At 61.2% G+C, this 21255-nt stretch carries 31 protein-coding genes; all 31 read left to right on the top strand.

Translation table 11 applies throughout. The annotated features are described in order from the left end of the window. Positions 1–397 precede the first annotated feature (397 nt). Positions 398–928, top strand: a complete 531-nt coding sequence (locus tag GVL61_RS22550; RefSeq protein ID WP_159983204.1) for a hypothetical protein — start codon at positions 398–400, stop codon at positions 926–928. Beyond that, positions 921–1310, top strand: coding sequence for a hypothetical protein (locus tag GVL61_RS22555; RefSeq protein ID WP_159983205.1), 390 nt, complete (start codon positions 921–923; stop codon positions 1308–1310). The genes GVL61_RS22550 and GVL61_RS22555 overlap by 8 nt, the downstream gene beginning before the upstream one ends. A 554-nt stretch (positions 1311–1864) precedes the next feature. Then, positions 1865–2236, top strand: coding sequence for a 30S ribosomal protein S12 (rpsL, locus tag GVL61_RS22560; protein ID WP_007011879.1), 372 nt, complete (start codon positions 1865–1867; stop codon positions 2234–2236). 95 nt (positions 2237–2331) lie between these two features. Next, the gene (gene rpsG / locus GVL61_RS22565; RefSeq protein ID WP_159983206.1) at positions 2332–2802 is read left to right on the top strand and encodes a 30S ribosomal protein S7; all 471 of its coding nucleotides are present in this window, start codon (positions 2332–2334) and stop codon (positions 2800–2802) included. A 116-nt stretch (positions 2803–2918) separates the two neighbouring features. Then, complete coding sequence (gene fusA, locus GVL61_RS22570; RefSeq protein WP_159983208.1) at positions 2919–4991, top strand: elongation factor G; 2073 nt, start codon at positions 2919–2921, stop codon at positions 4989–4991. Between the two features lie 114 nt (positions 4992–5105). After that, positions 5106–6296, top strand: a complete 1191-nt coding sequence (gene tuf / locus GVL61_RS22575; RefSeq protein ID WP_159983210.1) for an elongation factor Tu — start codon at positions 5106–5108, stop codon at positions 6294–6296. Positions 6297–6538: 242 nt separating this feature from the next. Then, the gene (rpsJ, locus tag GVL61_RS22580) at positions 6539–6850 is read left to right on the top strand and encodes a 30S ribosomal protein S10 (protein WP_007682171.1); all 312 of its coding nucleotides are present in this window, start codon (positions 6539–6541) and stop codon (positions 6848–6850) included. Positions 6851–7202: 352 nt separating this feature from the next. Then, positions 7203–7958 (top strand): 50S ribosomal protein L3, encoded by a 756-nt coding sequence (gene rplC / locus GVL61_RS22585; protein ID WP_159983212.1) that lies wholly within the window; start codon positions 7203–7205, stop codon positions 7956–7958. Positions 7959–7960: 2 nt separating this feature from the next. Next, positions 7961–8587 (top strand): 50S ribosomal protein L4, encoded by a 627-nt coding sequence (rplD, locus tag GVL61_RS22590; protein ID WP_159983214.1) that lies wholly within the window; start codon positions 7961–7963, stop codon positions 8585–8587. After that, on the top strand, positions 8580–8891 hold the full coding sequence (locus GVL61_RS22595) for a 50S ribosomal protein L23 (protein ID WP_043971108.1): 312 nt from the start codon (positions 8580–8582) through the stop codon (positions 8889–8891). Before rplD ends, GVL61_RS22595 begins: the two co-directional genes overlap by 8 nt. Before the next feature lie 4 nt (positions 8892–8895). Then, a complete protein-coding gene (gene rplB, locus GVL61_RS22600; protein ID WP_043971106.1) occupies positions 8896–9732 on the top strand; it encodes a 50S ribosomal protein L2 in 837 nt (278 codons plus the stop codon). A gap of 6 nt (positions 9733–9738) precedes the next feature. Further along, positions 9739–10020 (top strand): 30S ribosomal protein S19, encoded by a 282-nt coding sequence (rpsS, locus tag GVL61_RS22605; protein WP_043971105.1) that lies wholly within the window; start codon positions 9739–9741, stop codon positions 10018–10020. After that, a complete protein-coding gene (gene rplV, locus GVL61_RS22610) occupies positions 10017–10394 on the top strand; it encodes a 50S ribosomal protein L22 (RefSeq protein WP_043971103.1) in 378 nt (125 codons plus the stop codon). The genes rpsS and rplV overlap by 4 nt, the downstream gene beginning before the upstream one ends. Positions 10395–10397: 3 nt before the next feature. Next, positions 10398–11093 carry a 30S ribosomal protein S3 gene (gene rpsC, locus GVL61_RS22615; RefSeq protein ID WP_159983216.1) on the top strand — a complete coding sequence of 232 codons (696 nt, stop codon included), beginning with the start codon at positions 10398–10400 and terminating at the stop codon, positions 11091–11093. Positions 11094–11114: 21 nt separating this feature from the next. After that, positions 11115–11549, top strand: coding sequence for a 50S ribosomal protein L16 (gene rplP, locus GVL61_RS22620; protein WP_159983218.1), 435 nt, complete (start codon positions 11115–11117; stop codon positions 11547–11549). Beyond that, positions 11549–11755, top strand: coding sequence for a 50S ribosomal protein L29 (gene rpmC, locus GVL61_RS22625; RefSeq protein ID WP_043971096.1), 207 nt, complete (start codon positions 11549–11551; stop codon positions 11753–11755). Before rplP ends, rpmC begins: the two co-directional genes overlap by 1 nt. Before the next feature lie 12 nt (positions 11756–11767). Then, on the top strand, positions 11768–12037 hold the full coding sequence (gene rpsQ, locus GVL61_RS22630; RefSeq protein ID WP_159983220.1) for a 30S ribosomal protein S17: 270 nt from the start codon (positions 11768–11770) through the stop codon (positions 12035–12037). A gap of 193 nt (positions 12038–12230) precedes the next feature. After that, positions 12231–12599 carry a 50S ribosomal protein L14 gene (rplN, locus tag GVL61_RS22635; RefSeq protein WP_043971092.1) on the top strand — a complete coding sequence of 123 codons (369 nt, stop codon included), beginning with the start codon at positions 12231–12233 and terminating at the stop codon, positions 12597–12599. After that, positions 12599–12916: a 50S ribosomal protein L24 gene (rplX, locus tag GVL61_RS22640; protein WP_043971090.1), complete on the top strand. Its 318-nt coding sequence runs from the start codon at positions 12599–12601 to the stop codon at positions 12914–12916. The genes rplN and rplX overlap by 1 nt, the downstream gene beginning before the upstream one ends. Beyond that, positions 12909–13490, top strand: coding sequence for a 50S ribosomal protein L5 (gene rplE, locus GVL61_RS22645; RefSeq protein WP_159983222.1), 582 nt, complete (start codon positions 12909–12911; stop codon positions 13488–13490). Before rplX ends, rplE begins: the two co-directional genes overlap by 8 nt. Positions 13491–13516: 26 nt before the next feature. Beyond that, positions 13517–13822: a 30S ribosomal protein S14 gene (gene rpsN / locus GVL61_RS22650; RefSeq protein ID WP_043971087.1), complete on the top strand. Its 306-nt coding sequence runs from the start codon at positions 13517–13519 to the stop codon at positions 13820–13822. Positions 13823–13832: 10 nt separating this feature from the next. Further along, positions 13833–14228, top strand: coding sequence for a 30S ribosomal protein S8 (gene rpsH / locus GVL61_RS22655; protein WP_007682156.1), 396 nt, complete (start codon positions 13833–13835; stop codon positions 14226–14228). Next, on the top strand, positions 14228–14761 hold the full coding sequence (gene rplF / locus GVL61_RS22660) for a 50S ribosomal protein L6 (RefSeq protein WP_059151599.1): 534 nt from the start codon (positions 14228–14230) through the stop codon (positions 14759–14761). The genes rpsH and rplF overlap by 1 nt, the downstream gene beginning before the upstream one ends. Continuing rightward, the gene (gene rplR / locus GVL61_RS22665) at positions 14761–15099 is read left to right on the top strand and encodes a 50S ribosomal protein L18 (RefSeq protein WP_007682154.1); all 339 of its coding nucleotides are present in this window, start codon (positions 14761–14763) and stop codon (positions 15097–15099) included. The genes rplF and rplR overlap by 1 nt, the downstream gene beginning before the upstream one ends. A gap of 2 nt (positions 15100–15101) precedes the next feature. Next, positions 15102–15833, top strand: coding sequence for a 30S ribosomal protein S5 (rpsE, locus tag GVL61_RS22670; protein WP_159983224.1), 732 nt, complete (start codon positions 15102–15104; stop codon positions 15831–15833). 5 nt (positions 15834–15838) lie between these two features. Then, positions 15839–16015, top strand: coding sequence for a 50S ribosomal protein L30 (gene rpmD, locus GVL61_RS22675; RefSeq protein ID WP_159983226.1), 177 nt, complete (start codon positions 15839–15841; stop codon positions 16013–16015). 212 nt (positions 16016–16227) lie between these two features. After that, positions 16228–17427 carry an ankyrin repeat domain-containing protein gene (locus GVL61_RS22680; RefSeq protein ID WP_159983228.1) on the top strand — a complete coding sequence of 400 codons (1200 nt, stop codon included), beginning with the start codon at positions 16228–16230 and terminating at the stop codon, positions 17425–17427. 125 nt (positions 17428–17552) lie between these two features. Then, a complete protein-coding gene (gene rplO / locus GVL61_RS22685) occupies positions 17553–18032 on the top strand; it encodes a 50S ribosomal protein L15 (protein WP_159983230.1) in 480 nt (159 codons plus the stop codon). A 223-nt stretch (positions 18033–18255) separates the two neighbouring features. Beyond that, positions 18256–19623 carry a preprotein translocase subunit SecY gene (gene secY, locus GVL61_RS22690; protein ID WP_159983232.1) on the top strand — a complete coding sequence of 456 codons (1368 nt, stop codon included), beginning with the start codon at positions 18256–18258 and terminating at the stop codon, positions 19621–19623. 64 nt (positions 19624–19687) lie between these two features. Then, a complete protein-coding gene (locus GVL61_RS22695; protein ID WP_159983234.1) occupies positions 19688–20335 on the top strand; it encodes an adenylate kinase in 648 nt (215 codons plus the stop codon). A gap of 59 nt (positions 20336–20394) precedes the next feature. Beyond that, a complete protein-coding gene (locus GVL61_RS22700; RefSeq protein ID WP_159983236.1) occupies positions 20395–21114 on the top strand; it encodes an SRPBCC family protein in 720 nt (239 codons plus the stop codon). Positions 21115–21255: the final 141 nt, after the last annotated feature.

The following is a 21255-nucleotide window of genomic DNA, read 5'->3' on the forward strand; positions in this document are numbered from 1 at the left end:
CAGCGTCATCCGCGAGGGGCAGCGCAGCCGCAGAGGCCTCCCGCGCCTCCCCGTCGTCAGCGGCAGGGCGGGGCAGGGCAGGCGAAAGGTGCCGGGTCGATCGCGACATGAGGCAGGTCACTCCATGATGGTGGAAGGGACGTTCCCGATGGCGGACCTATGTATGGGAGAGCGGGGTGTGTAGGAAAATGGTTTTTGGATTTTCCAGCAGAGATGTCATCCGCCCGTTCAACCGAGATAGAGTAGCTAGACGTCAAAAATACATAATCGAATCTGGGAATTGCAGGGCAGCCTCGCTTGCAGATTTAGACCATTCGTGCATTTTGAATTTCAAGTAAGTAGCGCCTGTCCCTTACCTCTCACGAGCTTAGGCCAATTCGCACGATGGAGCTGTTGATTGTTTGATTGGCCGTTCAATGCCTCCTCAACCTATGAAGTGCAAGGTTTCGGGTTTTGGTTAGCCATCCTAGGCTTGGTAATCTCGCTCGTCGGGTTTGCAGTTACGCTTGGGCAACTTTCTCGAACTAAAAAAGCAACTGAAGCTGTTTCGGATGAAATAAAGAACATTCAATTTGCAGTTTTCAAGTTTAATGCTGTTGCTGAAACTTCACGTGCTGAAGGATTTCTCTTGGCTGCTAGAAAATATGTAAAAGACCGTGATTGGGATCAGGCTAATGATGCTCTTGATTCATTTTCTAAATCTTTGTTTACCATACGAGAATTGCAGGTGCCGGAAATTTCTTCTCATTATGAGAAGTTAGGCAAGGCGATGGTACATGCGAATCGTCTTTGCGAGCGCTTAGATAGCAGTTCACCTCCCGGCTTACCGGACGTTGAAACTCCGAAAACTTTGTCAATTTTGCGCGACCATGACCGACTGATCACTTCAATTCGGGTCGCTTTAGATCGGAGCAACATCGGTGAGTGAGATTCTAAATAAATACGCTAAATTCGTTGATCTTCTTCTGGAGAAAACAAAAAAGCAGAAAATAGATTGGGATTTTGACTCAAGTCGCAGGATAATTTCTGTATGGAATGGAGATGTATTGCTTAATATTCAAAAAAGAGAGGATGAAGATAAGTTTGAAGATGTTTATACGCTCTCTCTTCTGAATAGATCTGGGGACTATTTGGAAGTATTCAGCGACGAAGATTTAAATAAAATCGAAACTATCTTTGGGGATGATAATTACTACACTAAAATGGCAAGTTTGTACAACTTAGCTATGCGTCAATCTACTGGTGCTGACCGTGCGTTGGATGATTTTATCAAAGCAGTGGAAGAAGACGGGTTAGAATTCCCGTTTTGAATGCGCAAAATATTACCGTACCAATTCAGAATGGCTTAGTGTGCTGGAGGTGATGGCATTCGACTGTAATTGACGCCATCTGGGTGACAGTGTTGGATAGGTTGACCCAATCCCCCCAATCCCCTACAGGCCCGCATCCCTCGCGGGTTTACTCGCGGTGGACGACATAGAGCTGAACATTGCCATTCCGGTAGTTTTCCGAGCAGTTCCAGCGGTTTCGCCGCTGCGGACATGCCTCGGAAGATACGTCCCGGTCCCGATTCGCGTCGGGCGGGGCGGCAGGGTGGCAGAGTAATCCGGTAGCGCCTCGCGCCGGGTGGAGTGTTTTTCGGCTCACGTGTGCGGCTTTAAGGGCCTGCGCAAATCGATGGCGGTCCCGGCTATGCTGGGACGACGCGGTTCGTGCATTCCTTCATCGCTGCGGCGTGAACCCTTTCATACTCTTCCTTTCGCAAGGCTTATCGGCCCGGTTGGCAAAACCGGGGTGCGATCGGTCCGTTCCGATGATTTTCGGAGCGCATCCATCGCACTCCCAATTTGAAAGAAGAGTATAGATGCCCACTATCAACCAGCTGGTCCGCAAGGGCCGCGAACCGCAGAAGGCCAAGTCCAAGGTTCCTGCGATGGAGCAGAACCCGCAGAAGCGCGGCGTTTGCACCCGCGTTTACACCACGACCCCGAAGAAGCCGAACTCGGCACTCCGCAAGGTCGCCAAGGTGCGTCTGACCAACAGCCGCGAAGTCATCTCCTACATTCCGGGTGAAGGCCACAACCTGCAGGAGCACTCGGTCGTGCTCATCCGCGGCGGCCGCGTCCGCGATCTTCCCGGCGTTCGCTACCACATCCTGCGCGGCGTGCTCGACACGCAGGGCGTGAAGGATCGCAAGCAGAGCCGTTCGAAGTACGGCGCCAAGCGTCCGAAGTGATCGGTCGCGGCGTTTTTATCGCGCCGCACGATTGTAGAGATTGACCGGGCGGCGGGGCCTCAGGCTCCCGCCCGAAAAAACAAGGAATACATGCGATGTCACGTCGTCGTCGTCCCGAGAAGCGGGAAATCCTGCCTGATCCCAAGTTCGGGGATCTCATCCTGTCCAAGTTCATGAACAACCTCATGTACGACGGCAAGAAGTCGGTCGCTGAAGCGATCGTCTACGGTGCCATGGAAACCATGGAAACCCGCGCCAAGTCGGACCCGATCCAGCTGTTCCATGACGCACTGAACAACGTCTCGCCCCAGATCGAAGTGCGTTCGCGCCGCGTCGGTGGTGCGACCTACCAGGTCCCCGTCGAGGTTCGTCCGGAGCGCGCACAGGCTCTGGCGATCCGCTGGCTGATCACCGCCGCGCGTAACCGCCCGGAGACCACCATGGCCGCACGCCTTTCGGGCGAGCTGCTCGACGCCTCGAACAACCGCGGCAACGCCGTGAAGAAGCGCGAAGACACGCACCGCATGGCGGACGCGAACCGCGCCTTCTCGCACTACCGCTGGTAATGTGCGTCGTGTCGCCCGGGTGATGAGTCATCCGGGCGTCACACTTTCATTTCAGGGCGCAAGGTCTTATCTGAAGACCGCTCTCGCTCCCGAAAACCCTCGCTAAGGATTCTCCCATGGCACGCAGCCATCCGCTCAATATGTACCGCAATATCGGTATTATGGCGCACATCGACGCTGGTAAGACCACGACGACCGAGCGTATCCTCTACTACACCGGCAAGTCCTACAAGATCGGCGAAGTGCACGACGGCGCCGCGACCATGGACTGGATGGAGCAGGAGCAGGAGCGCGGAATCACCATCACCTCGGCAGCGACCACCTGCTTCTGGGGCGATCACCGCATCAACATCATCGACACCCCGGGCCACGTCGACTTCACGATTGAAGTCGAGCGTTCGCTCCGCGTGCTCGACGGCGCCGTGGCCTGCTTCGACGGCGTTGCCGGCGTTGAGCCGCAGTCGGAAACCGTGTGGCGCCAGGCCGACAAGTACGGCGTTCCGCGCATGTGCTTCATCAACAAGCTCGACCGCACCGGCGCCAACTTCAAGTACTGCGTGCAGTCGATCATCGACCGCCTCGGTGCAACCCCGGCCGTCCTGTACATTCCGATCGGCCTCGAAGCCGACCTGAAGGGCCTCGTCGACCTCGTGAACAACCGCGCGATCATCTGGAAGGACGAGTCGCTGGGCGCCGAATTCTTCTACGAAGAGATCCCCGCCGACCTCGTCGACGAAGCCGCTGAATATCGCACCGCGCTGATCGAACTCGTTGTCGATCAGGACGATGCCGCGATGGAAGCGTACCTCGAAGGCACCGAGCCTGACGTCGACACGCTCAAGGCGCTGATCCGCAAGGGCACGCTGGCGCACGCGTTCGTTCCCGTCGTCTGCGGTTCGGCATTCAAGAACAAGGGCGTCCAGGCCCTGCTCGACGCCGTCGTCGACTACCTGCCTTCGCCGCTCGACATCGAAGACGTCCAGGGCGTCAAGGTCGACAGCGACGAGGCCGACAGCCGTCCTCCGCAGGACGATGCTCCGTTCTCGGCGCTTGCCTTCAAGGTCATGAACGATCCGTTCGTGGGCTCGCTCACCTTCATCCGCATCTACTCGGGTACGCTCACCAAGGGCACCTACTTGAACTCGGTGAAGGGCAAGAAGGAAAAGGTTGGCCGTATCCTCGAGATGCACGCCAACGACCGTAAGGACATCGACGAGTCGTTCGCGGGTGACATCGTCGCTCTCGCCGGCATGAAGGAAACCACGACGGGCGACACGCTCTGCTCGGAGCGCGCGCCGATCGTGCTCGAGCGCATGGAATTCCCCGAGCCGGTCATCGAGCTGTCGGTGGAACCCAAGACCAAGGCCGACCAGGAGAAGATGGGCATCGCGCTCAACCGTCTCTCGGCTGAGGACCCCTCGTTCCGCGTTTCGACCGACCACGAGTCGGGCCAGACGATCATCAAGGGCATGGGCGAGCTTCACCTCGACATCATCGTCGATCGTATGCGCCGCGAGTTCAAGGTCGAGGCCAACGTCGGTGCGCCGCAGGTGGCTTACCGCGAATACCTCGGCAAGCCGGTCGACGTTGACTACACCCACAAGAAGCAGTCGGGTGGTACCGGTCAGTTCGGCCGCGTGAAGGTCAAGGTCACGCCGGGCGAGCGCGGTTCGGGCATCACGTTCAAGGACGAGATCAAGGGCGGTAACATTCCGAAGGAATATATCCCCGCGATCGAAAAGGGTATGCGCGAAACCGCAGCCTCGGGTTCGCTGGTCGGCTTCCCGATCATCGACTTCGACATCGTCCTCTACGACGGTTCGTACCACGACGTCGACTCGAGCGCCCTGGCGTTCGAAATCGCCGGCCGTGCTGCGATGCGCGAAGTGGCGCAGAAGGCAGGCATCAAGCTGCTCGAGCCGATCATGAAGGTCGAAGTCGTCACCCCTGAGGAGTTCATGGGCGACGTCATCGGCGATCTCAACTCGCGTCGTGGTCAGATCCAGGGCACCGACAGCCGTGGTAACGCCCAGGTCGTGGACGCCAACGTGCCGCTCGCGAACATGTTCGGCTACGTGAACAGCCTGCGTTCGTTCACCCAGGGCCGTGCGAACTACTCGATGCAGTTCTCTCACTATGACGAAGTCCCGGCGAACGTCGCGGCTGAGGTCAAGGAGAAGCTGGCCTGACGGCCAAGAATGCTTGCCTGAAGAAACGAATGGTTCTAGGGGCGGCGCCTGCGTCCGCGGGCTCCGCTCCGATACCCCGCAGATTCGAAATCAAGACGAAAGAAGGTTTGAAAGATGGCCAAGGCTAAATTTGAGCGGAACAAGCCGCACTGCAACATCGGCACCATCGGTCACGTCGACCACGGCAAGACCACGCTGACCGCCGCAATCACCAAGGTGATGGCTGAAGCGTTCGGCGGTACCGCCGTTGACTTCGCGAACATCGACAAGGCTCCCGAGGAGCGCGAGCGCGGCATCACGATCTCGACCGCACACGTCGAGTACGAGACCGAAGCACGTCACTATGCGCACGTCGACTGCCCGGGTCACGCTGACTACGTCAAGAACATGATCACCGGTGCTGCCCAGATGGACGGCGCGATCCTCGTTGTGAACGCTGCTGACGGCCCGATGCCGCAGACCCGCGAGCACATCCTGCTTGCTCGCCAGGTTGGCGTGCCGCAGCTCGTCGTGTTCATGAACAAGGTCGACCAGGTCGACGACGCCGAGCTGCTCGAGCTCGTAGAACTCGAAGTTCGCGAACTGCTCTCGTCGTATGACTTCGACGGCGACAACATTCCCATCATCATGGGTTCGGCACTTGCCGCTCTCGAAGGTCGCGACGACAACATCGGCAAGGAAAAGATCCTTGAGCTGATGGCTGCAGTCGACAGCTACATCCCGCAGCCGCCGCGTCCCACCGACAAGGCGTTCCTGATGCCCGTCGAGGACGTGTTCTCGATCTCGGGTCGTGGTACGGTTGTGACCGGCCGCGTCGAAACCGGCATCGTCAAGGTTGGTGAGGAAGTCGAAGTTGTCGGCATCCGCAACACCCAGAAGACCGTCGTCACCGGCGTCGAAATGTTCCGCAAGCTGCTCGACGAAGGTCGTGCGGGCGACAACATCGGCGCGCTGGTTCGCGGGCTGAAGCGTGAAGACGTCGAGCGCGGCCAGGTTCTGGCCAAGCCGGGCACTGTGACCCCGCACACCGAGTTCTCGGCTGAAGTCTATGTTCTGTCGAAGGATGAAGGTGGCCGTCACACGCCGTTCTTTGCCAACTACCGTCCGCAGTTCTACTTCCGCACCACCGACGTGACCGGCGAAGTGATCCTCCCCGAGGGCACTGAGATGGTCATGCCTGGCGACAACGTCACGATCAGCGTCAAGCTCATCGCGCCGATCGCCATGGACGATGGCCTGCGCTTCGCAATCCGCGAAGGCGGCCGTACCGTTGGTTCGGGCGTCGTGTCGAAGATCACGAAGTAATTCGCTGATCCAAGGCTAACGTGATTGGCCCGGCCTTCCGCAAGGAAGGCCGGGCTTTTTGCGTTTTCAGGGAAGGTGGGGGCTGCGCGCGGACTGCATTCCTTACGCCGCGCCAAGGGTGTGCGGTGAGGGCGGCAGAATCCGGTAAACTATCCCTTGATCGACTCGGCTTGGCGGTGTAGGGGCGCGTCTCGAATTTAATGGGGCTTCGGCCCTTTGGCTCTTTCTCATCGGTAGTAGGTATGGAAGCTCAGAACATTCGCATTCGCCTGAAGGCGTTTGACCACCGCGTACTCGACCAGGCAACTGGTGAGATCGCCGACACGGCCCGCCGCACAGGCGCGCTTATTCGGGGCCCCATTCCGCTGCCGACCCAGATCGAGAAGTTCACCGTGAACCGCGGTCCGCACGTCGACAAGAAGTCGCGCGAGCAGTTCGAGGTCCGCACCTACAAGCGTCTCCTCGACATCGTGCAGCCCAACGCTGCCACTGTCGACGCGCTGATGAAGCTGGACCTCGCGGCCGGCGTGAACGTCGAAATCAAGCTGGCCTAACGCTAGCTTACGGGGTGATCCTCAAGGGTCGCCCCGATAAGTCTTTTCCGATCGGACTTTAAACGATCGAGGCGAAATTCGGATCTTCGGATCCAAATTACCTTGTCGGCACTTGCGGCCGGCTTTGCGGGGAGAAACCCGCATAGACAGCGCCCCTAGGGAAACCAAAGGGGACACAAGGGATACCTCTGGTGCCTCCTTCGGGAAGTGCCGGGAATGCGTCCCCCGTCTCGTTTCCGCAGCCCTTGTGGGTTTGCAGGGAACATCTGACCCGGACGGGGTTCGTATCACAAATAGGGTTGGACACGCGTGCGGGGGATGGTCCTGCGCACGCCTCTGTAAGGAGAAGGTCATGCGTACCGGCGTGATCGCCAAGAAAGTCGGGATGACCCGCCTGTTCCAGGAGGATGGCCGCCATGTGCCCGTCACCGTCCTGGCCCTGGAAGGCTGCCAGGTGGTTTCGGTCCGCACCTCTGATCGTGACGGTTACGTCGCGGTTCAGCTCGGTGCTGGTGAAGCCAAGCAGAAGAACGTCGCCAAGCCGCAGCGCGAGCATTTCGCCAAGGCTGAAGTTTCCCTCAAGATGCGCGTCGCGGAATTCCGCGTCGCCGACGATGCCCTCCTCGAGGTCGGCTCGACGATCGCAGCCTCGCACTTCGTGCCCGGCCAGCTGGTCGACGTAGGCGGTCACACGCAGGGCAAGGGCTTCCAGGGCGCTATGAAGCGCTGGGGCTTCGGCGGTATGCGCGCAACTCACGGCGTTTCGATCTCGCACCGTGCACACGGTTCGACCGGTCAGCGCCAGGATCCGGGCAAGGTCTTCAAGAACAAGAAGATGGCCGGCCACATGGGTGACCGTCAGCGTACGCAGCAGAACCTCGAAGTCGTCCGCGTGGACGACGAGCGTGGCCTGATCTTCGTCAAGGGCTCGGTCCCTGGTTCGAAGAACGGCTGGCTCACCGTTTCGGACGCCGTCAAGGTCGACCGTCACGCCGAGGCTCCGTACCCCGCCGGCCTGATCCAGGCTTCCAACATCAACGACACGGCCGCTGCCGAGACCCCCGCTGATGTGGCGGCTCCCGAAGCGACCGAAGGCCAGGAGGGCTAATCATGAAGGTTCAAGTCCTCAACATCGACGGTTCGGCCGCTAACGCCGACATCGAGCTTTCGGACGACGTGTTCGGCCTCGAGCCGCGCGCGGACATCCTGCATCGCGTCGTCACCTGGCAGCTCGAGAATCGTCGCGGCATTGCCCGTGCGACTCGCGAGCGTTCGGATGTCGCACGTACCGGCAAGAAGTTCGGCCGTCAGAAGGGTGGTGGTACCGCTCGTCACGGCGACCGTGCAGCTCCGGTGTTCATCGGCGGTGGTAAGGCTCACGGTGCACGTCGCCGCGAGTTCAACGTCTCGCTGAACAAGAAGATTCGTGCTCTCGGTCTGAAGATGGCTCTCTCGGCCAAGGCTCAGAACGGTCTCGTTATCGTCAACTCGCTTGACGTTGCCGATGCCAAGACGAAGAGCCTCGTCGGTGACCTCGCCAAGGCGAACTTCGGCAAGAAGATCCTCGTCATGGACGGTGAGCAGGTCAACGAGGGCTTCGCTCTTGCCGCCCGCAACATCATCGGTGTCAACGTGCTTCCTGCTGTCGGCGCCAATGTCTACGACATCCTGAAGCACGACACGCTGGTGCTGACCCGCGCCGCTGTCGAAAAGCTGGAGGCCCGTTTCAATGGCTAAGAGCAACGTGGACATCCGTCATTTTGACGTGATCCTCTCGCCGCACATCACTGAGAAGTCGACCCTGCTCTCCGAGCATAACGCGGTTGTCTTCAAGGTGGCTGATGCAGCGACCAAGCCCCAGATCAAGGCTGCCGTCGAGGCGCTGTTCGATGTCAAGGTAACTGGCGTCAACACCCTGGTCGTCAAGGGCAAGACCAAGCGCTGGCGCGGTAGGGAATACCGCCGCAGCGACGTGAAGAAGGCGATTGTCACGCTGGCCGAAGGCCAGTCGATTGACGTCACCGAAGGCGTGCGGGGCTGATCAGATGGCACTGAAGAAATATAACCCGACCAGCCCGGCACGCCGTGGCCTGGTCCTCGTCGACAAGTCGTCGCTCTGGAAGGGCAAGCCCCTCAAGGCGCTGACCGAAGGCAAGAGCAAGACCGGCGGCCGCAACAACAAGGGTCACGTGACCTCGCGCGGTATCGCTGGCGGTCACAAGCAGAAGTATCGCTTCATCGACTTCAAGCGTCGTAAGTTCGATATGGAAGCGACCGTGGAGCGTATCGAATACGATCCCAACCGCACGGCCTTCATCGCTCTGGTGAAGTACACCGACGGCGAGCAGACCTACATCATCGCGCCGCAGCGTCTTGCGGTCGGTGACGTCGTCGTCGCCGGCGAGAAGACCGACGTGAAGCCTGGCAACGCCATGCTCCTGTCGCAGATGCCGGTTGGCACGATCTGCCACAACGTCGAGATGAAGCCGGGCAAGGGTGGCCAGATCGCCCGTTCGGCAGGCACATACGTCCAGGTCGTCGGTCGTGACCGCGGCATGGTCATCGTGCGCCTCAACTCGGGTGAGCAGCGCTACCTGCGCGGCGATTGCATGGGGACCGTTGGTGCTGTGTCGAACCCCGACAACGGCAACCAGACCCTCGCAAAGGCCGGCCGCAAGCGCTGGATGGGCCGTCGTCCGCTTACGCGTGGTGTGGCAAAGAACCCGGTCGATCACCCGCACGGTGGTGGTGAAGGTCGTACTTCGGGTGGTCGTCACCCGGTTACGCCCTGGGGCAAGCCGACCAAGGGTGCTCGCACTCGCAACAACAAGCAGACGGATAAGCTTATCATCCGTTCGCGTCACGCCAAGAAGAAGAGGTAAGTCACGATGGCACGTTCCGTCTGGAAAGGCCCCTTCGTTGACCTCTACCTTCTCAAGAAGGCTGAAGTCGCGCAGGATGCCGGCAGCCGTGGTGGCCCGATCAAGACCTGGTCGCGCCGCTCCACCATTCTCCCGCAGTTCGTTGGCCTGACCTTCACGGTCTACAACGGGCACAAGTTCATCCCGGTCTCGGTCAACGAGGACATGGTCGGTCACAAGCTGGGTGAGTTCGCTCCCACCCGCACGTTCCCGGGCCACGCCGCCGACAAGAAGGGCAAGCGCAAGTGAGCAAGCAAGCTGCACCCCGCCGCGTCGGTGACAAGGAAGCTCTTGCGGTCAACACGAACATTCGTGGTTCGGCCCAGAAGCTCAACCTGGTTGCTGCCCTTATCCGTGGCCAGCGCGTTGAAGATGCGATGAACATCCTCTCCTTCTCCACGAAGGCGATGGCTGTTGATGCGCGCAAGGTTCTCGCTTCGGCGATTGCCAACGCGGAAAACAACCACAACCTCGACGTCGACGCTCTCGTCGTCGCCGAGGCGTCGGTTGGCAAGTCGATCACCATGAAGCGTTTCCACGCTCGTGGTCGCGGCAAGTCCACCCGCATCCTCAAGCCGTTTTCGCGCCTGCGGATCGTCGTTCGCGAAGTCGAGGAGGCCTGATCCATGGGTCATAAGAGCAATCCGATCGGTCTGCGTCTGCAGATCAACCGCACCTGGGACAGCCGCTGGTTTGCGGAAGGCCAGGACTATCGCCAGCTTCTTGAAGAAGACATCAAGATCCGCAAGTCCATCATGGCGACGCTGCCCCAGGCAGCTATCTCCAAGGTGGTGATCGAGCGTCCGGCCAAGCTGTGCCGCATCTCGATCTTTGCGGCTCGTCCCGGTGTCATCATCGGCAAGAAGGGTGCTGACATCGAAAAGCTGCGCAAGCAGCTTGCGACGATGACCAAGAGCGAAGTGAAGCTGAACATCGTCGAAATCCGCAAGCCGGAAGTCGATGCAAGGCTCGTCGCTCAGGGTATCGCCGACCAGCTGATCCGCCGCGTGGCGTTCCGCCGGGCGATGAAGCGCGCGATGCAGTCTGCCATGCGTCTGGGTGCCGAAGGCATCAAGATCATGTGCGGCGGCCGTCTGGGCGGGGCGGAAATCGCCCGCGTCGAGCAGTATCGCGAAGGCCGCGTGCCGCTTCACACCCTGCGCGCCAACATCGATTACGCTGACGTCGAGGCACTGACTGCCTACGGCATCATCGGCATCAAGGTGTGGGTCTTCAAGGGCGAAATCCTTGGCCATGACCCGATGGCGCAGGACCGACTGATGATGGAAGCTCAGACTTCCGGCGTCCGTCCGGCCCGCTGAGTCTAGGATAGAGTTAGCACCATGCTGCAACCGAAAAAGCACAAGTTCCGTAAGGCCTTCAAGGGCCGGATCAAGGGTGATGCCAAGGGTGGCACCGACCTGAACTTCGGTTCCTACGGCCTCAAGGCCATGGAGCCCGAGCGGATCACCGCCCGCCAGATCGAGGCGGCTCGCCGCGCGATCACGCGTCACATCAAGCGCCAGGGTCGCCTCTGGATCCGCATCTTCCCGGATGTGCCGGTTTCCAAGAAGCCTGCCGAAGTCCGTCAGGGTAAGGGCAAGGGTGCGGTCGAATACTGGGCAGCCCGCGTCAAGCCGGGTCGCATCCTGTTCGAACTGGACGGCGTTGCCGGCCCGCTCGCTGCAGAAGCGTTCGAACGCGCTGCGATGAAGCTGCCGATCAAGACCAAGGTTGTTGCCCGTCTCGGCGACACCTCGCACCTGGGAGGCGAATGATGGCCGCCAAGACCGAAGACTTCCGCGCCAAGAGCGACGACCAGCTGACCGCTGACCTCGTCGACCTCAAGCGCGAGCAGTTCAACCTGCGTTTCCAGGCCGCCACGAGCCAGCTCGAGCGTCCGGCACGCATCAAGGAAGTCCGTCGCGACATCGCCCGCATCAAGACGCTCCAGGCTGAGCGTTCTGGTTCGGCGAAGGCGTAAGGAGAAGCAACGATGCCCAAGCGTATTCTTAGCGGGACCGTCGTCTCCGACAAGACGGACAAGACCGTGACCGTGCTCGTCGAGCGCAAGGTGAAGCACCCCCTTTACGGGAAGATCATCCGCCGCTCGAAGAAGTACCACGCCCACGACGAGGACAACGCCTTCAAGACCGGCGAGAAAGTCCGGATCGAGGAGACGGCGCCCTACTCGAAGACCAAGACCTGGAAGGTTCTTGATCGTCTTCAGGCGAGCAAGGGTACGGCACTCGAAGCTGAGGTTTAATCCTCGGCTGAGATTGAAGCCGGGGCTTTCGGGCTCCGGCTTTGGCCTTGCCTGACGAGAGTTGACCTGAGCGGGTGAATGCGGCAAAGGGCCGCCTTCGCCCGTTGCGGGCGACTCGGGCCTCTTCGGGGGCCTGTATTTTTAGGAACTGCCGGACTGGTTCCGGCAAGCCAGTTGAGAAGGACCCGGATCGATGATCCAGATGCAATCCAATCTCGACGTCGCGGACAACAGCGGCGCAAAGCGCGTCCAGTGCATCAAGGTACTGGGTGGCTCCAAGCGTCGTTTCGCAGGCGTCGGCGACATCATCGTGGTGTCGATCAAGGAGGCGCAGCCGCGTGCTCGCGTCAAGAAGGGCGACGTGCACCGCGCCGTCATCGTGCGCACCCGCAAGGATGTGCGCCGTGGCGACGGCAGCGTGATCCGCTTCGACAGCAATGCTGCCGTGCTGATCAACAAGAACGAGGAGCCCATCGGCACTCGTATCTTCGGTCCCGTGGTCCGCGAACTTCGTGGCCGTGGTTTCATGAAGATCATCTCGCTCGCGCCGGAGGTGCTGTAATGGCTGCCGCTAAGATCAAGAAGGGCGACTCGGTCGTCGTTCTCTCGGGCAAGGACAAGGGTCGTACCGGTACGGTGCTCCAGGTTCAGCCCAAGGACGGCAAGGTCGTTGTCGAGGGCGTCAATGTCGCCACTCGCCACCGCAAGCCCACCCAGGCGAACCCTCAGGGTGGCATCGACCGCATTCCTGCGCCGATGCACATCTGCAAGGTCGCCGTTGCGGACAAGGACGGCAAGCCGACCCGCGTTCGTTTTGAAACCAAGGACGGCAAGAAGGTCCGCGTGGCCGTGAAGTCCGGGGAGACGATCGATGGCTGAGCAGTACATTCCGCGCCTGCGGACCAAGTTCGACGCTGAAATCGCGAAGGCCATGACCGAGAAGTTCGGTTACAAGAACGTGATGGAAATCCCGAAGATCGAAAAGATCACGCTCAACATGGGCGTCGGTGAGGCCAGCCAGGACAAGAAGAAGGTCCAGACTGCCGCTGCCGAGATGGAACTCATCGCCGGCCAGAAGCCCGTTGTCACCAAGGCCCGCAAGTCGATCGCACAGTTCAAGCTGCGCGAAGGCATGCCGATCGGCTGCAAGGTGACGCTGCGCCGCGAGCGTATGTACGAATTCCTCGACCGTCTTGTGACCGTGGCCATGCCGCGCATCCGAGATTTTCGTGGTCTGAACCCGAAGTCGTTCGACGGCCGTGGCAACTATGCCATGGGCCTGAAGGAGCAGATCATCTTCCCGGAGATCAGCTACGACCGGATCGACAAGGTGCGTGGGATGGACATCATCGTCACCACCACCGCGAAGACCGACGACGAGGCGCGCGAACTGCTGCGTCTGTTCGGTTTCCCGTTCCCGGCTGAAGAGTCGGAACAGAAGGAGGCGGCGTGAGCCGCTGAAGAAGAGAGCTTAAGTCCATGGCGAAACTGAGTTCCGTGAACAAGAATGAGCGTCGCAAGAAGCTCGTCAAGAAGTATGCAGGCAAGTACGCTGCCCTCAAGGCGGTTGCCGACGACCAGTCGCTCGAAGAAACCGAGCGCCTGATCGCCCGCCTGAAGCTGGCCGAGATCCCGCGCAACGCAAACCCTACCCGGGTTCGCAACCGTTGCGCCACGACCGGCCGTCCGCGCGGTTACTACCGCAAGTTCGGCCTTTGCCGCATCGAGCTGCGTGATCTTGCCAACAAGGGCATGATCCCCGGTGTGACGAAGTCGAGCTGGTAAGGGTTAGAAAATGGCATTGACCGATCCCCTGGGTGATATGCTCACCCGCATCCGCAACGGGCAGCAGGCGAAGAAGGACACCGTCCTTTCGCCCGCTTCGAAGCTTCGTGCGCGCGTCCTGGAAGTGCTTCAGCGCGAGGGCTACATCCGTGGCTTCTCCGATGATGCAACCGGCGCTCACCCGCAGCTGCGTATCGAGCTGAAGTACTTTGAAGGCGAACCCGCCATCAAGCACATCGCCCGTGTCTCCAAGCCTGGCCGCCGCGTCTATTCGGGTTCCAAGGAACTTCCGATCGTGCGCAACGGCCTGGGCATCACCATCGTCTCGACGCCGCGCGGCGTGCTTTCGGATGCCGAAGCTCGCACCGCAAACGTCGGTGGCGAAGTGCTTGCGGAGGTCTTCTGATGAGCCGCATCGGTAAAAAGCCGGTTGCGATCCCGGGCGGTGTCACCGCCCAGATCGACAACGGCGTTCTCTCGGTGAAGGGGCCCAAGGGCACCCTGAACATGGGCCTGTCAAACCTCGTCGAGACTTCGGTCGAGGGTGAAACCATCGCGGTTACGCCCATCGGCAACTCGAAGTCGTCGCGCAGCCACTGGGGCCTTCAGCGCACCCTGGTTTCGAACCTGATCGAAGGCGTTGTAAACGGCTTCACCAAGGTTCTCGAAATCAAGGGCGTCGGCTACCGTGCCGCTTCGCAGGGCAAGACCCTCAAGCTGCAGCTGGGCTACTCGCACGACGTCGACATCGACGTGCCGGAAGGCATTGAGGTCAAGACCCCCGACAACACCACGGTCGAGATCTCCGGCATCGACAAGCAGAAGGTCGGCCAGCTTGCGGCCGAGATTCGTCGCTGGCGCAAGCCCGAGCCCTATAAGGGCAAGGGCATTCGCTACCGCGGCGAGTTCGTCTTCCGCAAGGAAGGGAAGAAGAAGTAATGGCAAAGCTGTCTCTCTTCGCGCGCCGTGCGCGCCGCGTCCGTACCGCGCTCAAGGCGCGTTCGGGTGGTCGTCCCCGTCTGTCGGTGCATCGCACCGGCCGCCACATCTACGCGCAGATCATCGACGATGCGCAGGGTCACACTGTCGCCGCAGCGAACACGCTCGGCGCCAAGGGCACTGACATCGACGCTGCTGTTCGCGTCGGCAAGGAACTGGCCGAGGCTGCCGTCAAGGCGGGCGTTACCTCGGTCGTGTTCGACCGCGGTGGCTTCCTGTACCACGGTCGCGTCAAGGCGCTGGCCGATGCCGCCCGTGAAGGCGGGCTGGAGTTCTGATCATGGCTGACGAAAACAACAACGAGCAGCCGATTGTGGCTGAGCAGGCCGCACCGCAGGAAGCCCGTGAGGGCGGACGTGGTCGTGGTGGTCGTGGTCGCGGCGGCAATGACCGCGGCGGCAACGATCGTGGCGGTAACCGTGGCGGTCGTCGTGACGATCGTCGCGGTGGTGGCCGCAGCGACGAAGATCAGGGCGAAGAACTGATCGAGAAGCTGGTGCACATCAACCGCGTCTCGAAGACCGTCAAGGGCGGTAAGCGCTTCGGCTTCGCGGCACTGGTTGTCGTCGGTGACGGCAAGGGTCGGGTTGGCTTCGGTCACTCCAAGGCTCGTGAAGTCCCCGAGGCGATCACCAAGGCGACTGCTTCTGCAAAGAAGAAGATGATCCGTGTCGCTCTGAAGGAGGGCCGTACCCTCCATCACGACGGCAAGGGCCACTTCGGCGCCGGCAACGTGAACGTCCGTTCGGCTCCGGCCGGTACGGGTATCATCGCCGGTGGTCCGATGCGCGCGGTGTTCGAGAGCCTGGGCGTCCATGACGTCGTCACCAAGTCGGTGGGCACCTCGAACCCGTACAACATGATCCGCGCCACCTTCGACGCGCTGTCCAACCAGACTTCGCCGAAGTCGGTCGCTCAGCGTCGTGGCAAGAAGGTCGCTGACCTTCTGGGTCGTGCCGGTGGTGTTTCCGAAGTGGAGGCTGAAGCCGCCGCTGAAGCCATCGTGGAGTAAGCATCATGGCGAAGATCAAGATCAAGCAGATCGGTTCGCCGATCCGTCGCCCCGAAAGCCAGAAGAAGATCCTCATCGGTCTCGGCCTCGGCAAGATGCACCGTATCGTGGAGCGTGAAGACACTCCCGAGGTTCTTGGCGCTATCGCCAAGCTGCCGCATATGGTGAAGATCGTCGACTGAACCCTCGGGTTTAGATGATGATACAGACAGGGCCTCGGTGGAAACGCCGGGGCCTTTCTGCGTAAGGCGCGCAAGCAGCGAGGCCGGCGGGGGTAATGTGACAACACTCTTCCCACCATCGCGCGCTGTGCTATTCGCGGGCGCTCCACCGCGCGGACCTTGCGAGGGCCGGGCGGACCTTCATTTTTGTATTCGCCATTCGGGGACAAGTCTTGATCGGCAAGCGGCTTCTGGCAGCCTCGTTTCTGTGCCTGGGTGCGCTGGGCGCTACCGCCTGTTCGCGCCAGGATGCGGGAGACGACCTCACGGCAGGCGGGACTGCGCTGGCCAAGTGCAACGACGTGCGTTCCGATACGGCATTCCTCGAACGCCTACGCAAAAGCGACGACTCGGTGCGCAAGGCACTCGCAAACGGCACCGCGAATGCGGTCGCGGAAGCGAATGACGCACTGGACGCGGGCGACTACCGACTCGCGGCAGCAACCACTGCACGGGGGATCGCGACCGAACCCTACGGCGTGCAGTGCCGGGTGATCGGCGGCCTGTCGCCCTGGTCGGTACGGGCGCTGGCTTTCGTTGCCGACGATGCCGCCAAGACTGAAAAGCAGATGCCGGACGATACAGTGACCGGCTTCGGGCGGCGCTATAACGCCACCATGCTGGCAGATCCGCGCTATCCTTATGCTGACGTGTGCCGGGCACTGGACAAAGCTGGTCCTGCCGCGGTGGTCTCCGATAACCCCGACACCGGTATCGTGCAGCCTTACGGATTTGCAGAGCTGGGAGCCGCGCGAATGGCCTATGGGCTGGGCGCGGCAGCGCGGCGGGGGTCGGTCTACGACATCGGTGTGCTGATCGAGCGCGACAGGCAGGACGTGAATGTGCCCGATCTCTTCGGATTGACGCCGCTGGCCTGGGCCGTTGCCTATCACCGCTGGCCCGCTGCCGAGGCTTTGCTGGAGGCAAAGGCAAGCCCGACAGGCGCGGTGTGCCAGTCCGTCATCGACCGCGAATCGCCCTTGCAGGTGGCCCGGATCATGCGCTGGTATGCGATGATTCGCCTCATGCGTCCGCTCGTGACAGAGGATGAGTTCGCGAGCCTGCGCCAGAAACCGCGTTGGGACGATGCCAGCCTTTCGGAATTCAACCACGCGCTGACCGAACTCAAGGAACGCTACCAGCGTGTGCTCAAGCGCCAGGACTTCGCTCGCCACGACCTCAATTTCCAGGTCGACGAGCAGGGTAACACGACCGAGTGCAAGATGGACCCGGTCTCCGTTTCGCCCGGCTTCGACAAGGAGTTGTGCGGCCTCGCGGTGGAAATTGTGCGATGGACGCCCGCCCGCGACGCCTTCGGAACGCGCGTGCCGGAAAGCGCGAAGCTCCTCGTGGGCTTCGGCGGAGGAAACTGACGGCACTGATTCCGCGAGGACCACTTAACGTTCGTGCCTAAAATCAATACGTGACACGCGGCCCTGTTTCCTCTAACGGCCCCGACTTCCATCAAGCGCGACCAAAGCGAAAGCGAGTGCAGACCATGAAATTGAATGACATCCGCGACAACGCCGGCGCCCGTCACCGCCGCATTCGCGTCGGCCGTGGTATCGGTTCGGGTAAGGGCAAGACCGCAGGCCGCGGCCAGAAGGGCGCCAAGGCGCGTTCGGGCGTCTCGGTCAACGGCTTCGAGGGTGGCCAGATGCCGCTCCACATGCGTATTCCGAAGCGCGGCTTCTCGAACAAGAAGTTCGCCAAGGACTACGCAGAAGTGAACCTCGGCCTCATCCAGAAGGCGATCGACGCTGGCCAGCTCGACATCGCTGGCGTGGTTGACCACGCTGTACTGAAGGCTGCAGGCATGGCTCGCGGCGGCAAGGACGGCGTGCGCCTCCTCGCCAAGGGCGAACTGACCTCCAAGGTCACCTTCAACGTTGCGGGCGCATCGGCCGGTGCCGTCGCCGCTGTTGAAAAGCTCGGCGGTTCGGTGATCCTTCCTGCCAAGGAAGAAGCCGCAGCCTGAGGCTGTTGCTAACGCACCAAAGCTAACGGAAGAGGGCGGGCGCCAGGCGCTTCGCCCTCTTTTGCTATGGGCGGCGTTTCGGTGCGGCGTGCATTTTACGCGTCAAGGGCTTTCAGACATCGTCCGAATGTCTATATGGCCAGTTTCCTTCCAAGGTTCGACAAGGCAGGCCACAGCCGCTAAGGGCGAATCCGATTAGAACATTCGAGGCTTTCAGAACGTCATGGCTTCCCGCGCCGACAATATTGCCAGTACGCTGAGCCTGGCCAACTTCTCCAAGGCTACCGAGCTCAAGAAGCGCATCCTGTTCACCATCGGTGCGCTGATCGTGTTCCGTTTCCTGAGCTTCGTTCCGTTGCCGGGCGTGAACCCGCTGATCCTCGAATCGCTCTACAGCAAGACGCAGGGCGGTATCCTCGACCTGTTTAACACCTTCTCGGGTGGTTCGCTCTCGCGGATGAGTCTCATCGCGCTTGGCGTGATGCCTTACATCACCGCCTCGATCGTGGTGCAGCTGGCCGCTTCACTCCATCCAGCGCTCGTCGCGCTGAAGAAGGAAGGCGAGGCCGGTCGCAAGAAGCTCAACCAGTATACGCGCTACGGAACTGTCGGCCTCTGTGCGCTGCAGGGTTACTTCCTGGCTGTAAGCCTTGAAGCCTACGGCGCGTCGAGCGGGCTGGAAGCCGTGGTCGACCCGGGCATCATGTTCCGCGTTGGCGCGGTCATAAGCCTCGTTGGCGGCACCATGTTCCTGTTGTGGCTGGGTGAGCAGATCACTTCGCGCGGTATCGGCAACGGCGTTTCGCTCATCATCATGGCCGGCATCGTCGCCCAGATGCCGACTTTCGCCAGCAACGTTGGCCAGGCCTACAGCGCAGGTGACACCGGCACGTTCCTGATCGTGGCGCTGATCGCGCTGCTGGTCGCGATGATCCTGATGATCTGCTTCTGCGAGCGCGCGACGCGCCGCCTGCTGATCCAGTATCCCAAGCGTGCGACGCAGCGTGGCATGATGCAGGCCGACCGTAGCCACCTGCCGCTCAAGCTCAACACCGCCGGCGTGATTCCGCCGATCTTTGCCAGCTCGCTGCTGCTGCTGCCGCTGACCATCACCCAGTTTGCCGGGAACACGCTGAGCCCGGACTCGACGATGGGCAAGGTCGTGGTCACGCTCAACCAGTACCTGGGGCACGGCAAGCCGCTCTACATGCTGCTCTACGCAGCCGGCATCGTGTTCTTCTCGTTCTTCTACACTGCGGTCGTCTTCAATCCGGAAGAGACGTCGGACAACCTGAAGAAGAATGGCGGGTTCATCCCGGGCATCCGTCCGGGCAAGAACACCGCGACTTATCTCGACTACGTGCTCACGCGAATCACGGTGATCGGTGCGATCTATCTCACCATCGTCTGCACGGTGCCTGAGTACTTCCTGTCTATGACAGGCTTGCCGCTCCTGTTCATGGGTGGCACGAGTCTGCTGATCGTGGTCAACGTGACCGTGGATACGATCACGCAGATCCAGTCGCACCTGCTGGCACACCAGTATGGCGACCTGATCAAGAAGGCGAAGCTGAAGGGCCGCCTGCGCTGAAGGCAGCTGCCGGGGCGGCTGAAGAAAGCGGACGAAGACCGCATAAACTTGAGGGGGTAAAGGCGTGAATATCATTCTTCTCGGACCGCCGGGGGCAGGCAAGGGCACACAGGCCCAGCGCCTGGTCGAGAAGCACGGGATGCGGCAGCTGTCGACCGGCGACATGCTTCGCGCTGCGGTCAAGGCTGGGACGCCGACCGGGCTCGAGGCCAAGGCCGTGATGGAGCGCGGCGAACTGGTTTCTGACGCGATCGTTTCCGCGCTCATCGGCGACGAGCTTGACTCGATGGGTGCGGAATCGGGCGCCATCTTCGATGGCTATCCGCGCACCGAGGCACAGGCCGAATCGCTCGACTCGATTCTTGAAGCCCGGGGCCGCAAGCTCGATCACGTGATCGAGCTGGACGTGAACGAGGATGCGCTCGTCGAACGCATCACCGGGCGCTTCACCTGCGCATCGTGCGGCAAGGGCTACCACGACACGTTCGAGAAGCCGCAAGTCGAAGGCACCTGCGACAAGTGCGGTGGGCACGAGTTCAAGCGCCGTCCAGACGACAACGCCGAAACCGTGCGTACGCGCATGGCCGAGTACCGCGCCAAGACCGCGCCGATCCTTCCCGTTTACGAGGTGCGGGGCATCGTCAGCAAAGTTGACGGAATGGCGGACATGGACGAAGTTACCGCGGCGATCGAGGCGATCCTCGCCAAGTAAGCGCAATGGCCCGGTTACCGGCAGCATCGCCGGCGCCGGGCGCGGGGGGCAAGTGTCCGATGAAGCGTTTCGCGATCGCGTTTGCTCTGCCCATTGCTTTTGGGGCAGCGGCTGCGCCGCTGCCCGCAGCGGCCAGCGTTGCGCAGGTTTCGCAAAACGGTTTTGTGGTGCGTCACGTCATCGACGTGTCGACCTCCGCCGAAGAAACCTGGGCCTTGCTGATCAAGCCTTCGGTCTGGTGGGATTCTGATCACACTTGGTCAGGTGAAGCGGCCAATCTGTCGCTCGATGCGCGGGCAGGGGGCTGCTTCTGTGAAATCCTGCCCAATGCGTCGTCGCCCAAGGGCGCGCCTCGCGGCAGTGTCGAGCACATGCGGGTGGTCTATATCGAGCGGCCGCGCGCGGTACGCCTGGTCGGCGCGCTCGGACCTTTGCAGGCCGATGCCGCAATTGGCACCCTGACGATCCAGCTCAACCCGAAGGCGAAGGGCGGTACGCAAGTGCTGCTGGAGTACGTGGTGGGCGGCTTTACGCGCACGCCTTTCGAAAAACTCGCGCCGGGCGTCGATGGGATGCTGGGGCAGCAGGTTCGCCGGCTCGGCGAGAAGCTGGGCGGCTCTTTTGCAGCGGCCTTCCCGCTGCCGGAACAGGAAACTGCTGCGGAAATGGCGGTTCCAGGGGCTGTGCCCGAACCTGTTGAGGCCGGGCCGGCGACGGGCGGCGTGGTGCCGCTGGCGCAGGAGCCCCTGTCTGCGGACGGGATGATCGTGGGTCGCTGAAGACCGGTAGGCATCACGTGCTTTGACTGGCCCGGCGATTTGCGTTAAACACTACTCACAAGCGCGATCGACGCACCGCCATTCGGCGGGCGGTCCCTGCTCCTCGGCGCTCCGGGCGTTGACAGCCCGCGCGAATCGTTC

Origin of the sequence: Novosphingobium sp. 18050, assembly GCF_902706195.1 — a bacterium.
In the GTDB taxonomy this organism is placed as follows: domain Bacteria; phylum Pseudomonadota; class Alphaproteobacteria; order Sphingomonadales; family Sphingomonadaceae; genus Novosphingobium.

What these genes read in the sequence shown, in the direction of transcription:
- secY (WP_159983232.1), top strand. Translation starts at nt 18,256, where the DNA reads ATGGCTTCCCGCGCCGACAATATTGCCAGTACGCTGAGCCTGGCCAAC.
- rpsC (WP_159983216.1), top strand. Translation starts at nt 10,398, where the DNA reads ATGGGTCATAAGAGCAATCCGATCGGTCTGCGTCTGCAGATCAACCGC.
- rplF (WP_059151599.1), top strand. Translation starts at nt 14,228, where the DNA reads ATGAGCCGCATCGGTAAAAAGCCGGTTGCGATCCCGGGCGGTGTCACC.
- tuf (WP_159983210.1), top strand. Translation starts at nt 5,106, where the DNA reads ATGGCCAAGGCTAAATTTGAGCGGAACAAGCCGCACTGCAACATCGGC.
- rpmD (WP_159983226.1), top strand. Translation starts at nt 15,839, where the DNA reads ATGGCGAAGATCAAGATCAAGCAGATCGGTTCGCCGATCCGTCGCCCC.
- rplC (WP_159983212.1), top strand. Translation starts at nt 7,203, where the DNA reads ATGCGTACCGGCGTGATCGCCAAGAAAGTCGGGATGACCCGCCTGTTC.
- rpsN (WP_043971087.1), top strand. Translation starts at nt 13,517, where the DNA reads ATGGCGAAACTGAGTTCCGTGAACAAGAATGAGCGTCGCAAGAAGCTC.
- GVL61_RS22700 (WP_159983236.1), top strand. Translation starts at nt 20,395, where the DNA reads ATGAAGCGTTTCGCGATCGCGTTTGCTCTGCCCATTGCTTTTGGGGCA.
- rpsG (WP_159983206.1), top strand. Translation starts at nt 2,332, where the DNA reads ATGTCACGTCGTCGTCGTCCCGAGAAGCGGGAAATCCTGCCTGATCCC.
- rpsL (WP_007011879.1), top strand. Translation starts at nt 1,865, where the DNA reads ATGCCCACTATCAACCAGCTGGTCCGCAAGGGCCGCGAACCGCAGAAG.
- rplB (WP_043971106.1), top strand. Translation starts at nt 8,896, where the DNA reads ATGGCACTGAAGAAATATAACCCGACCAGCCCGGCACGCCGTGGCCTG.
- rplN (WP_043971092.1), top strand. Translation starts at nt 12,231, where the DNA reads ATGATCCAGATGCAATCCAATCTCGACGTCGCGGACAACAGCGGCGCA.
- rplO (WP_159983230.1), top strand. Translation starts at nt 17,553, where the DNA reads ATGAAATTGAATGACATCCGCGACAACGCCGGCGCCCGTCACCGCCGC.
- rpsE (WP_159983224.1), top strand. Translation starts at nt 15,102, where the DNA reads ATGGCTGACGAAAACAACAACGAGCAGCCGATTGTGGCTGAGCAGGCC.
- rplX (WP_043971090.1), top strand. Translation starts at nt 12,599, where the DNA reads ATGGCTGCCGCTAAGATCAAGAAGGGCGACTCGGTCGTCGTTCTCTCG.
- rplP (WP_159983218.1), top strand. Translation starts at nt 11,115, where the DNA reads ATGCTGCAACCGAAAAAGCACAAGTTCCGTAAGGCCTTCAAGGGCCGG.
- rpmC (WP_043971096.1), top strand. Translation starts at nt 11,549, where the DNA reads ATGGCCGCCAAGACCGAAGACTTCCGCGCCAAGAGCGACGACCAGCTG.
- rpsQ (WP_159983220.1), top strand. Translation starts at nt 11,768, where the DNA reads ATGCCCAAGCGTATTCTTAGCGGGACCGTCGTCTCCGACAAGACGGAC.
- rpsJ (WP_007682171.1), top strand. Translation starts at nt 6,539, where the DNA reads ATGGAAGCTCAGAACATTCGCATTCGCCTGAAGGCGTTTGACCACCGC.
- rpsS (WP_043971105.1), top strand. Translation starts at nt 9,739, where the DNA reads ATGGCACGTTCCGTCTGGAAAGGCCCCTTCGTTGACCTCTACCTTCTC.
- rplR (WP_007682154.1), top strand. Translation starts at nt 14,761, where the DNA reads ATGGCAAAGCTGTCTCTCTTCGCGCGCCGTGCGCGCCGCGTCCGTACC.
- rplE (WP_159983222.1), top strand. Translation starts at nt 12,909, where the DNA reads ATGGCTGAGCAGTACATTCCGCGCCTGCGGACCAAGTTCGACGCTGAA.
- rplD (WP_159983214.1), top strand. Translation starts at nt 7,961, where the DNA reads ATGAAGGTTCAAGTCCTCAACATCGACGGTTCGGCCGCTAACGCCGAC.
- GVL61_RS22595 (WP_043971108.1), top strand. Translation starts at nt 8,580, where the DNA reads ATGGCTAAGAGCAACGTGGACATCCGTCATTTTGACGTGATCCTCTCG.
- rpsH (WP_007682156.1), top strand. Translation starts at nt 13,833, where the DNA reads ATGGCATTGACCGATCCCCTGGGTGATATGCTCACCCGCATCCGCAAC.
- fusA (WP_159983208.1), top strand. Translation starts at nt 2,919, where the DNA reads ATGGCACGCAGCCATCCGCTCAATATGTACCGCAATATCGGTATTATG.